We start from the raw sequence: 12,713 nt of genomic DNA on the forward strand, positions 1-12,713 counted from the left end.
CAATTGAATGATTAATATCCCGGATTTTGTACCAGATTCGAATTCAGATTGATTTGATTTCTTGGAATCGCCCACAAATAATCTCCTTTAGTAAATGCACAGTCAGATGATTTGAGAAGCACTACACAAGGTAACTTACCTTTACCTGTTTCTACAACTTCCGTTCCTTTCGTAAAAATAGCCGGATTGAAAGCACTGGTAGCATTCCCGTTTTCGTCTACAAATGCTGTAGGATAACTAGCATTACCTACCACCGCACCGCAACGAGACTCATTCAGATTCTCTTCCGCAATACCCCAACGTTTCAGGTCGTCACAACGGAAACCTTCCATATAGAGTTCCAATGCACGTTCACGACGGATCTCATCCAGCATCACCTGATTGACTGTCTTATTCGCATTTGCCGGTACCCCTTCCTGAATTCGCTTTGCCAATGCATTTGTCAAGTTGGCAATTCCAGCACGAGCACGGATCTTATTGATAGATTTATTCAACTGGTCATCCGATATTTCACCATAACGCTCCATCACAGCTTCGGCATAGTTCAAGTATACTTCTGCTAACCGAAGTACCGGATAATTGGCCGATTCATCTTTACTTTGGCGTTGAATATCGGTAATAGCAAACTTGGAAACACCATACCCACAGTTCTCAACTGTCAGGCTCGTAGCATATGAACCTACATAAGAAGTCAAACGGAAATCCCGATTCTGAAATTCATCTCCCGGATTCTTATATCCCTGGAACTTATCAGACATGCTGACCGGAAGCCCGTCAGTGCATAAAAACATATCAATCAATTTCCGGCTGGGACGCATATCCGTATAAATCACCCGATTCAAATCTACCTGTCCTTTACGCGTTTCCTGACTATATACAGAAGCGATGATAAATTCCTTGTTCGTCGCTCTTCCGGCACCGGCAGGATTACTAGCTTCTTCTTCAATATTAAACAGGTAACGATTGCTCATATTTCTCATAGCTGCTACATTGTTATAATTCCAAAGGGAATAAGCAGCATCTCCCATCACTGTTTCGGATAGTTGAACAGATTCTTCCAGGAAAGTATTTACCTGATCGGAAGCCGGACCGGCAGAACCTTCAAAATCAGTAGAAGTGCCATTGTACTTACGCCAGGTAGCTTCATAAAGTAACACACGAGCCTTAAAAGCCTGTGCAGCCTGTTTGCTAATTTTGCCTTTGTCGGCAGAAGTGATATTCTGTTCCAACGGCAATCCTGCGATAGCTTCATCCAAGTCGGACAAAATCAAATCGACAACTTCATAACGACTGTTACGTTTTCCATATAACTCCGGTGAAGTCACGTCGAGAACCTTCGTAACGACAGGCACTCCGCCAAAAAACTTCAATAAGTAAAAGTAGTTGTAGGCACGAAAAAAATGACCTTCGGCTAATTCTTTTTTAATATCTGCCAAATTACCTGTATAGGAAGAAACAGCTCTTTCAAACATGTGATTAGTGGCACGAATATTGCCATAGCAATTACCCCAACGACTATCGTCATTAGGAACTCCCATCACACCGGTTCCCACACCATACGAATATCTGAAACAAGTAGAAAGATCGGATGCCGCATCCATGTGATCGAATATACTTCCATAAGAAGACTGCCATCCCAATAATTGCCCGTAAAGCCCGTTAGCATATTCACGGAAATGTTCCGGTGTCTTGAAATAAATCACATCTGTCTTGGCATCTAGGGGTTCCAAATCAAGGAACGTATTCACGCATGAAGAAAATCCCAATGCGCAGGTACAAATTAATATATAGTTCGTTATCTTTTTCATATCTTCTGTTCTGTATTTAATTTTCCATAGCTACTATAAAGTGATGTTCAGACCGAACGACCAAGTACGTGCAAACGGGTATCCACTGTTGTTGGAGGCTGCTCCCATTTCCGGGTCGAAACCGTCTCGAATACTGGTAGCTTCCCATAAATCATTACCAGAGAAGTAAACACGCACTTTTTCCAGTTTCACCTTGCGCGTCCAAATCTGCGGCAATGTGTAGCCGACTATTAATGTTTTCAAACGGATATAGCGGTTATTCTGCATCATAAAGTCGTTATTCTGATAATTCCAGCGTGCAAGATTCGCATTAGTAGTCAGACGAGGGAATTCCGCATTCGGATTGCTCTCTGTCCATGTTTTGCCCAAATATGTCGGATTCTGATTGGCAGTACGTGTTTGAAAAGGATAAGCCATCCAGTCATTACGGATAACATACTGCTTACCGACACCTTGGAACATCGCGTTCACATCAAAACCTTTCCATGATCCTCCCAATGTGAAACCGAAAACAAAATGTGGATTGGAGTCACCGAGATATTGCAAATCGCTATTCTCATTCCCTGCACCGGAAATCTTATAATCACCATTCAAATCCAAACGTTTGGTATCACCCGGACGCAACCGGCTTGCACTTCCTGCTCCTACACCAGTCAGATCTTCTTTACCCTCTCCATAGAGTGCATAATAGCGGTCTACTTCTGCCTGATCTTTAAAGTAACCATCTGTACGATAAAGGAAGTACGAATTCAAAGGATACCCATTCACGGCTGCATTCCAACCAGCCCCATAAGAATCTGCTCCTTCCATCTCTTTCAACAGACTCTTTGTATCACCAATATTAAAGTTGGCATAGTAAGAAAAGTCTTTAATCTGATCGCGCCATCCAATAGTGAACTCCCAACCTTTTACATTCAAATGACCACTATTCGTTTTAGGAGCTTTACCTCCTAAAACACCCGGATATGTGACATTTACCAACATACCGGTATTATCTTTTATAAAATAATCGAATGTAGCTTTCAAACGATTATCGAAAAAGTTAAGATCGATACCAAAGTTTTTCTGTGAAACTTTCTCCCAAGTACGGTCATAAGAAATTAAACCGCCAAAACCTGAAGATACTTGATTAGCAGGTATAGTTCCAAAACCGGCTGTTCCAAGAGAGACAGTAGACACATAATCGTAATCACCCAGCCCGACATCATTACCCGAACTACCGTAACTTAAACGCAACTTACCAAAAGAAAGAACAGGTTTTAAAAATTCTACAAATTGTTCTTCCGAGAACGCCCAGCCCAAAGAAACGGAACCGAAGCTCTTAAAACGATAACCGGGAGCAAACTTGGAATTTCCGTCACGACGCCCCATCAATTCAACCATATATTTTTCCGCATAGTTATAATTCAAACGGGCAATATATGAATAGGTACCATTATGAGTCTTTCCTCCACCGTTACCCTGTGTACCCGTAGCCAAATTCAAATCGTAAATTCCGGCATCCTCAAACTTCTCACGGGCGGTAACGACTTTTTTATTTACCCACTTCTCGGCACTGATACCGAACATAGCATCTATATTATGTACTTCGGCAAATGTACGCTTATATTTCAATAACCCTGAATAGTACTGATACCGGGCATTATTTGCCTGTACCAAATATCCCGGCTGATGAGAATCTTTAAAGTTCATCACATCTTGCGGAGTACTAAGGGTTTGTGTTGTTTCATATACTAACTTCGCCGTCTGCTCGCCGAACCAATTGTAACACTGTACCGGAAGCGAATAGCGTTCTCTACGGTATTCCTCATTTTGAAAGGAAGCAGTACCCTCGAAAGTGATTCCTTTCCAAATATCCACCAATGCTTTGAAATCGACACGGGTAGTCAGTTTTTCCCTCTCGTCACGTCCTCCATCTGTTGTAGCTGCCGCCGCATTGCGGTCGCCCACATTACCAAAGTTGGCATACCATTGTCCATAGGGATTCTTAGCCGGAAAAAACGGAGCATCATTTCCGTAAAGTGTACGGTCGATACCATGTGTCGGTGTTTCAGTATTTGTTTTAATCATACTTGCCGAAGTTTCCAATTTGAACCAATCAGTCAATTTGATTCCATAATTCAAACGCAAGTTCAACTGTTTCTGCCCGTCATAGGCAGTGGCCAAATTGGCTTGATTATCAGCATAAGCCAAAGAAATACGGTAATCAGATTTATCCGTAGAACCTGCTACACTCAAATTATGCTGATAAGAATAACGACGGGCAAACAATTCATCCAAGCGATTGGCATTGCCCACAAACATTGTACCCCAATCGGCTACAGTCGACTCGTAAATTCCTTCAATGCCTTGAGCCATCTTTTTCAGGTTTTCTTCTCCCCAGCCCCACCAGTCATGTTCCGGCATTTCTTTATTGGCTTCCAACCACATGGTGGCATATTCCTGCATACTGGGAGAAAAAGCCATAATACCATTGGTAGTGAAACGCATATTGAAGCCATAATCTACCGTTGTCTTGCCTTTACCTTTTTTGGTAGTTACCAATATAACACCATTAGCTGCTTTTGCACCGTAAATGGAAGCTGAACCGTCTTTCAATACACTAATATTCTCAATATCATCCGAATTTAGATTTTGAAATGACTCTGAATTCAATACGGGTACTCCATCCACAATAATCAACGGACTACCGCCATTGACAGATGTCAAACCACGAATCTGAAAATTTAATCCTTCATTACCCGGACGTGAAGAAGAACGAGTGACCACCAATCCCGGAGTAGCTCCTTGCAAAGCAGCACCGACATTGGTAATGGCACGACTTTCCAATACCTGGCTACCAATTTGTTCTACCGCCCCTGTCAACGTCGCTTTTTTCTGCGTACCATAACCTACTACCACCACTTCGTCCAATGCATTATTATCTTCTTTCAACACAACCTTGAAATCTGACCGCCCATTCAAATTGACAATCTGATCTGCATACCCGATATAAGTAATTCTAATTTGTTTTGCATCCGCAGGAACATTCAGCGCGAACCGACCGTCAATATCGGTAATTACCCCTGCATTGCTTCCTACGACCACCACATTACAACCAATCAGCGGTTCACCATTCGCGTCCGTAACAAGTCCTTTGATGGTACGCCCTGCCTGGGCTACCATCAAACTCTCTTCTACAGAATCATTTGCATAGAGCAATACACCGGGCGAACCACCCAGCAGCATGGCGAAAGCCAATGCGACTCCTTTTGAACATAAGAATTTGGATTTAATTTCCATAATACTATTAAATTGTTAAAGTTAATATGTGTTTTTCCGAATCTGGTATCTAACCGACTTTGGAGAATTCATTTTTCAAATAAGTACGAACCGTTTTACGAGCCAGTAATAATTGACATTCTACTGTACGGGGAGATAAGGACAGCTTTCCTGCAATGGCAGGACAAGAGAGTTCATGATTGAAACTAAGTTCATAAATCTGACGGCGTTTGACAGGAAGAGTTTCCATTACCTGGTCGTGCATCTTCTTTAGTTCACGAAAATGAATGGTATCTTCTGTGGTATTCCGACTGGTGTCTTCCATCCTATTATATACGTAGGCGACGAAATCTTCCTGCTTATAATAACGACGTATCTTGTCCGTTACGATATTGCGGGCGATGGTGAAGAGCAAAGACCAGACAGTGTCTTTATTCACGAATGCCCTGTGTTCCCATAAGCGGACAAAGACATCCTGTGCCAGATCTTCCGCTTCGTGCGGATGGCAAATGCGGATAGCGATATAATTTTTGATATACTCCCTATATTTAAGGTAGCATTCGGAGAAGAAGTCGTCAAATGTAGTCTGCTGTTTATTCATGGCATTAAATTTATCCGTTTAACGATGATACAAAAGTAGGAACAAGTTTCAAATTCAAATATCACAAAAGTAACAGATAACAAAACTATCGTAACAAGCGTGTATTTTTGCAAAAACTTCCCATTTCATCGGGATAAATCTAACCGTCACACCAATAAAAAAGGGGAGGTCGTTACATTTGACGACTCCCCTGTTCTTATATTTGCATGGATGAAAGCTTTCATCCGGAAGGATTCATTATTTATTTTCCTGTGATGCCTGGAAATCCGGTATACGTTTTACGTTCGCACCTTTCATCACACCTCTTTTGATCGCTTCATTCGTATCGGTGATTTCTTTCTTCACACGTTTATAGTATTCTTTTGTCAGTCCTTTCTCTACTGCTTCCGATTCTGTTACGGCCCAAAGATACTGATAATCCATCAACATCAAATCCGGTGCCACTATTTTAAAGAAAACACTATCATTTGCAAATTTTTCACGTAAGTCTCCCAAATAGATGGTATCTGCAGGATTTACCTCCTTAACATTTGCATTATTTTTTGAACTGCTACCTCCGCAAGAGGATAACATCAAACCTCCTACCAATGAAATTAAAACTAATACTTTCATATCAACATATATTATAAAATAAAACTTCTTCTGCCCCAATGTGAACAAGAACTTACAATTATCTCACTTATTCAGCGCAAATGTAATAATTAAACTACAAACACAGGCACAATGTCATTCTTTTCTTCCCGATTCCTCGGCATATTGCTTGGGAAGCATACCGAACATTTCTCTAAAACACTTCGAGAAATAGCTGGGTGAACTGAATCCTACCCGGTTCGCTATTTCAACAATCGGCAACTGACTTCCTTGTAATAATTGTGCCGCCCGTTTCAAACGGATGCTGCGAATAAAGTCTGTCGGTGTGTGTCCGGTGATGGATTGTAACTTACGGTAAAGGCTCATACGCACCATCCCCAGATCGCCACTCAATTCTTCTACGCCATATTCCGGATTATCCATGTTCTTTTCTATGTATTCCAGACACTTCTGTATGAGCTGCTCGTCTACTGAAGTAATGGTGATAGCACTCGGATTTACTTCTATGTTCTTACGGAATTCTTGTTTTCTCTTTTCCTGCTGCTCTATCAGCTTTTCAATGCGTACCATCAGCATATCAAAGTTGAAAGGTTTCGACATATAAGAGTCTGCTCCTACTTCATAGCTGTTAATCTTGATGTCATCGGCAGTACGGGCTGTCAATAATATCACAGGTATATGGGATGTCTGCACGTTCGTCTTGATCCGACGGCAAAGCTCGATACCGTCTACTTTTGGCATCATGATGTCACTGATAATCAAGTTCGGGTTTTCCTCTATCGCTTTCCGCTCTCCTTCCTCGCCGTCTGCCGCTTCAATAATCTGATAGAAATCTTCCAGCTGTTCTTTCAGGAAAGTACGGAATTCCTGATTGTCCTCCACTAACAACAGTTTCTTCAGGTTATCATCGACTGTAGATGTAGTGGTTTCTTTCTCTTTAACATCTGATGCTTCCGTTCCGATGATTTCTTCCGGCAGTTCGTCCGGTTCCGGTTTCAGGTCCATCGGCAACCAAACGGTGAATACTGATCCACGATCTATCCGGCTGTCCACTTTAATACGGCCACCATGTATATTTACATATTCCCTTACCAAATGAAGTCCGATGCCACTACCTATTTTTTCGTCTCCTTCATTTCCTACCTGATAGAAACGGTCGAAGATATAAGGAAGGTCTGATTCGGATATTCCGATTCCAGTGTCGGATACGGATATTCTCACGTAGTTTCTTCCTTCTATTTCTTCTGTTGCAAGCAGTAAGTCGACCGTCCCGCCTTCCGGCGTATATTTGAAGGCATTGGACAAAAGATTATTCACAATCTTATGTACCTTATCCCGGTCGAAGAACATATAAAGCGCTCTATGTTCCGATTGGTTCACAAAGTTAAGGTGCTTCTCTACTGCCATTGGCATGAAGTTGTTATAGGCAGAAACAATAAATTCCTCCATATCGCCGTTCATCAGATGCAACCTCTCTCCTTTCATTTCCAGTTTGCGGAAATCGAGTAGCTGATTCACCAATGACAATAGGTTTTGAGCATTCTTATAGATGGTATTCAGTTGTTTTTTCATCGCATCGTCTGTCAATCGACGTATCACCATGTCTAATGGCGTGATAATCAATGTCAGCGGAGTGCGGAGTTCATGGCTTATATTTGTGAAGAAGCGGAATTTCATCTGATCCAGTTCTTCTTTCTGCTTCAACGCTTCCTCTTCTTGCATACGAATCATCTTCTGCCGGTTGCGGCGGTTTATTACGTAGATCAACCCGAAGATTAAGAGAATAACTAAAATTGCATAGAAAAAACGAGCGGCCAGTGTATCCCAGAACGGGGGATGAATTACAATTTTGAATGCAGACTCCGGTCCCCATATCCGGTCGTTTCCGGCAGCGGACACACGGAAAATGTATTCGCCCGAAGGGAGATTATTATAGACCACACGTCCTTGTCCATTCTCAAAAAGGGTTTCCGTCCATTCTTTGTCAAATCCTTCCAGTTGGTAACGGAAAGAGGTTTGAGAAGGATTAGGGAAGTTCAGACCGGAGAACTCAAGTGTAATATAGTTCTCATCATATTTTAATTGTACTTCGCCCGAATAACTTAATGCTTTATCAAATAAGACACGTCCGTTATATGTTTCGCCCGAAACAACCGGAACATTAAACAAGCGGAATGAGGTAAACAGAGGACGATTGAGGCACTGATTATCTATCATGTTTTCTGGTGAGAAAGCGATAAAGCCGTTCATCAGCCCCAGGAAAAGCTGATTGTCCCTGGTCATTAACGAAGGGAAACTATATAAATCATCCTGACGGATTTCATCTTCCGACAGACAGCTGATTACATGAAAGCTGTATTTATCTGCTCTTCTGTCTACTTTTATCTTATAAATAGAAGTGACTGTCGAAATCCATATATCATGGTTCTTATCTTCCACTACGTTCAGGATAGCTTTAGACAGACCTTCTTCTTTCCCTAATGTGTAGCTTTGCCCATTGTAAGTCAAAACGCTCAAGCCATATTGTGTAGCAAACCATAAAGTTCCCTCATGGTCTTTGAGTATCTGATTATACTTGATACTTCCCTGATTGAATATAGAATTAGCCTGGCCATCTTCCTCCGGTATCCATATTTTATTCGTTGCAGGATCGTAAATGTAGAGTCCGTTATCACTGCCTACGACCAACCGGGATTGATTATCTATGGCCAATGCATTCGCTACTTTGTATTTTTTGAGTTCGGGAAACTGTTCGGACAATAAGTTTATTTGCCCGTTTTCAGGATTAAATAATCCTACACCCCCATATATACTTACCCACAATCGACCGGAAGAATCTTCGACCATGACACGGATATTACTGAAATCCAATTCATTCTGATAATCCGTATCGGGATAATCGTAAGATTGTACCTTTCCATGATCTATGCAGTAGAGCCCATCGTGGTATGTTCCGACCCAAACACGCTTCTTGCTATCCTCATAAAGTACACGGCAATTCTTCTGACTGAATTCATGATAGAATCTGTTCATGCTTTTAGTCTCCGGTTCATAGCGATAGACACCCTGCGTAGTACCCATCAGAATTTCTCCTTTAGATGTTTCGAGCATACAACGGATTTCCTCTCCTTTCCAGTCGCCATTTATCATCTTCTTATTGTACAGCACTATTTTATTCATGCTGGGATGATAATAACACATTCCCTGATTATAAAGTCCTATCCAAACGGAATTATTTTCCCGGTCGCAATAGATGCTTTGAATACCGTTTCGTACTGTATTACCTGATAATAAAGGAATATCCAGTGTCCGGGTTACAGAGAAATTGTGCATATCAATGATATAGAATCCATCAATAACGGTTCCTACCCATGCATTTCCACCTTTATCCACATCCATAGAAGTAAACCATGAATAGTGTCCGAGTTGGATACCTGAAATTTGGTTCCATTTTTTATTATAGACATCATAATAGCCTACTCCACGATCCCACATCAACCAAAAGTCACCATTATCGAGTATCTTCAAAACCACACGGTCATCCGGTTTCAGTTGGTCTTTCAGGAAATCAAGTTGATGCACGAAACGTTTCTTTTCCAAATCGTAGCAACGGATAGCCCCTTTCTGATGAACCATCCAACTGTATTTTCCATGACTTTCTACTCCGAGTAATCCTCCATAGTATTCCATAAACTCATCATTCCTGCAAACCTGTTCGATTGACTTTGTCTCTGCATCGTACATATAGACAGAGGAACCCGGCGTCAGAAACCAACAATGTTTCTCTGAATCAATAATCAGGTCCGCCACTTTATCCTTTAAGCCGAATTGTTGAAATAAAGAATCTACGTTATAGATGTACTGTTCGGTAGTCAAATCGAAGACGCGTAGGCTCTTGCGTTCTTTCATCCACAAACGTTTGTCGGCATCAATATATTGTTCGGGAATAATATGGTTATATGCTATCGAATATTCGCCATGAATATTGAAAGGGAAATTTGAATAGTTCGCACCATCATACAGGCTTAATAACACAGTACTTCGCACACCGATACGTCCGTCGGGAATGGGGAAAACGCTTTTTACATAGTTATCCGGTAATCCTTCGACAACTCCAATCTGGCGGAATACATAAGGGGATTCTTGCGAGCTAATATAACCCGGATACAATAATCCCATTAGTATGATTAACAAACATATTCGAATTTTCATGGCCATCTTTTTTTGTAGTACTATTATTAAGTACGAACGAAGAATCAAATCCCCTTATCCTACTTTACTATTATTTTCTGAATTTCGAGTTTATCTCCGGCTTGCTCTATCTGTAAACGAAGTACACAAGCTCCTGCGGGAAGAGTGAGTTTTCCTATTTCTCTTTCCGTCCATTGTATAGAACTGGGTAATTGCATGGGTTCTGTCTTTACTTCTGAATCAGAAGCTACGGACAATAAAGAATTTCCTTTTGATTGATAAACAAGATAAACGGTATAATCTCCATCGGTAGGAATACTTACAGTATAATTCATCCATTCTCCATCTTCTATTTGGGTAACGACGTAATTATCTTCTTCTTTTCGTAGCTCTACTGCTCCGTCAGGTCTGTATTCGTTGCCACGTTTCTTTCCTACATTGTGATAGGTATGCCCTTCGGGATCTTCCGCAAGACAATAATAATCGTAATCGGCAGCCGATATTTCACAAGGTAGCAAATGAATTCCTGATACACGCTTTCCCGTAGAGAAAGAAACGGGATCGCCTGCCATCCAGGGAGTCAATCGCTTGGTCAATGTTCCCCAGCCAGTCCATTCATAAAACCAGTTGGGTGCTATCCCCCAGTTTTCGCAACCGTGATGTTCTATCATATAATCACGGTAACGTTTCAACCAGGTATAGTTGTTCTCCGGCAATCCAGCACGTACTGCATAATGCGCCAATGCCATTTCACGAGTTCCGCCACTACCTGCTACGTCTCCACGTCCGTGAGGAGATACGGCTACGGATTCCCAACGTCCACTACGGCTTTTTATCTGGAGAAATTTTCCGTTCTCAAAGGTAACTTCATTTGAATTCTTACTATAACTTGTCGGTTCCCAAGGCTCTTTTTGCTCTTCATAGGTCTGGACTTTAGAGAGGTTATAACGATAGTTCCATTCCAAACCAAGAAGCAAACGGTTATTGAGACAATTATACAAAGAATCTCCCTGATTCCATGCCATTTCTGCGATAGCTACATAATTGTGGATACCTGCCAATACATGTCCCTGGTCGCGACTCGACTCCTGACATTGACCGTTTGGATAGATATAATACTGTAGCTGTTCATCGTATCCATAATCTGAAATCTTGTTTTCTCTTCCTTCCAATTTATAATCAAGCATGGTTGGTGATTTCTTAATCGGTTCTTTGCTAGTGACCGTCGGTCCTGAAGGATAAGGTAAATCATCCGGTCGATGCTTCATTCCCAATAAATAACGGTAAGCACGGTCATACATTACTTCGTTATCTAAGTAAATCCCCATTGCCATCATTCCACGAGCAGCGAAAAGTCCTTGATTACCAAACCTTGCGGCATCGAAATTAAAAATATTCCAATAGAATGTAACTCCGTTCTTTGAATCATCCCAGTAATTTGCATATTTGGAAGAGAAATCTTCCGTATTGCTATATCCAGGATAGACCAACATATTTTTAAAACGTTGCTGGTCTTCTACTTTCCAACCGGAATAATCACGCATTAATTCGGCGGCATCAATTAAAAGGTAAATCTTTCCGTTATCTAATGGTCCTGTTCCACGACTACTTGTATTGGTATAATAAGAATTAGCATTCAGATATTCGACCGCTTTACGGGCATAAGCCTCATCGCCCGTCAGATGCCAAAGCAATGCTAAATCATGTGCCCGCCTGCCATCTACTCCGATAGTAGCATTAAAACATCCTTCTCTGATTTGTTTTCCCCGATTGATAACTTGCGTATTGAGTGAAGAATAGGGAGATTCCTTTAATTTCAGAAAAGTAGAATAATAAGGCTCATGTTTCGCCTTGACCATAGCTTTCATCCGGTCTAAATCACCTTGGGTATAGGTGATTCCGGGATGAATAAAGTTACGTCGTTGCGCTTGCACTCCATTTTGAATATTCCCAATCCATACAATCCCAATAATCCATATAATTTTGTTAATCATAGTGCGATTCGTTTTTTATACAAGTGATAAGCAAAGATAGTATTTAGTAATAAAAAGGAGTTCAAAGTGAATGAAACATTTACTTTGATTAGCATAAACCCGGGAATAAAACTCTTGTATTTATACTCATGGTTCTCTTCCAGACTCCTTAATTCTGATTCCAGTGCAGCTTTGCTCTCATCTATTAATAGATAAGTTATTATCTTCCTATTGCAAAGTTCTTTCCTTCTAATACTAAAGTTACTCTTATCTAATAGAAATCTATAA

General features: G+C 41.1%; 6 protein-coding genes. All 6 read right to left on the bottom strand.

All coding sequences use genetic code 11. From position 1 onward, the window contains the following. Nucleotides 1-11: 11 nt before the first annotated feature. Nucleotides 12-1,808 carry a RagB/SusD family nutrient uptake outer membrane protein gene (locus tag LPH68_RS10115; RefSeq protein WP_120067424.1) on the bottom strand — a complete coding sequence of 599 codons (1,797 nt, stop codon included), beginning with the start codon at nucleotides 1,806-1,808 and terminating at the stop codon, nucleotides 12-14. A gap of 33 nt (nucleotides 1,809-1,841) precedes the next feature. Beyond that, on the bottom strand, nucleotides 1,842-5,090 hold the full coding sequence (locus LPH68_RS10120) for a TonB-dependent receptor (RefSeq protein ID WP_115484101.1): 3,249 nt from the start codon (nucleotides 5,088-5,090) through the stop codon (nucleotides 1,842-1,844). A gap of 49 nt (nucleotides 5,091-5,139) precedes the next feature. Next, nucleotides 5,140-5,670, bottom strand: coding sequence for a sigma-70 family RNA polymerase sigma factor (locus LPH68_RS10125; protein ID WP_115484102.1), 531 nt, complete (start codon nucleotides 5,668-5,670; stop codon nucleotides 5,140-5,142). 237 nt (nucleotides 5,671-5,907) lie between these two features. Continuing rightward, nucleotides 5,908-6,282, bottom strand: a complete 375-nt coding sequence (locus tag LPH68_RS10130) for a hypothetical protein (RefSeq protein WP_004305864.1) — start codon at nucleotides 6,280-6,282, stop codon at nucleotides 5,908-5,910. A gap of 114 nt (nucleotides 6,283-6,396) precedes the next feature. Then, the gene (locus tag LPH68_RS10135) at nucleotides 6,397-10,473 is read right to left on the bottom strand and encodes a hybrid sensor histidine kinase/response regulator transcription factor (RefSeq protein WP_115484140.1); all 4,077 of its coding nucleotides are present in this window, start codon (nucleotides 10,471-10,473) and stop codon (nucleotides 6,397-6,399) included. A 59-nt stretch (nucleotides 10,474-10,532) separates the two neighbouring features. Beyond that, the gene (locus LPH68_RS10140) at nucleotides 10,533-12,446 is read right to left on the bottom strand and encodes an alginate lyase family protein (RefSeq protein WP_227236503.1); all 1,914 of its coding nucleotides are present in this window, start codon (nucleotides 12,444-12,446) and stop codon (nucleotides 10,533-10,535) included. Between the last annotated feature and the right edge of the window lie 267 nt (nucleotides 12,447-12,713).

The organism is Bacteroides sp. 1_1_30 (assembly GCF_020982715.1).
Classification (GTDB): Bacteria; Bacteroidota; Bacteroidia; order Bacteroidales; family Bacteroidaceae; genus Bacteroides; species Bacteroides xylanisolvens.

What these genes read in the sequence shown, in the direction of transcription:
- LPH68_RS10115 (WP_120067424.1), bottom strand. Translation starts at nt 1,808, where the DNA reads ATGAAAAAGATAACGAACTATATATTAATTTGTACCTGCGCATTGGGA.
- LPH68_RS10120 (WP_115484101.1), bottom strand. Translation starts at nt 5,090, where the DNA reads ATGGAAATTAAATCCAAATTCTTATGTTCAAAAGGAGTCGCATTGGCT.
- LPH68_RS10125 (WP_115484102.1), bottom strand. Translation starts at nt 5,670, where the DNA reads ATGAATAAACAGCAGACTACATTTGACGACTTCTTCTCCGAATGCTAC.
- LPH68_RS10130 (WP_004305864.1), bottom strand. Translation starts at nt 6,282, where the DNA reads ATGAAAGTATTAGTTTTAATTTCATTGGTAGGAGGTTTGATGTTATCC.
- LPH68_RS10135 (WP_115484140.1), bottom strand. Translation starts at nt 10,473, where the DNA reads ATGAAAATTCGAATATGTTTGTTAATCATACTAATGGGATTATTGTAT.
- LPH68_RS10140 (WP_227236503.1), bottom strand. Translation starts at nt 12,446, where the DNA reads ATGATTAACAAAATTATATGGATTATTGGGATTGTATGGATTGGGAAT.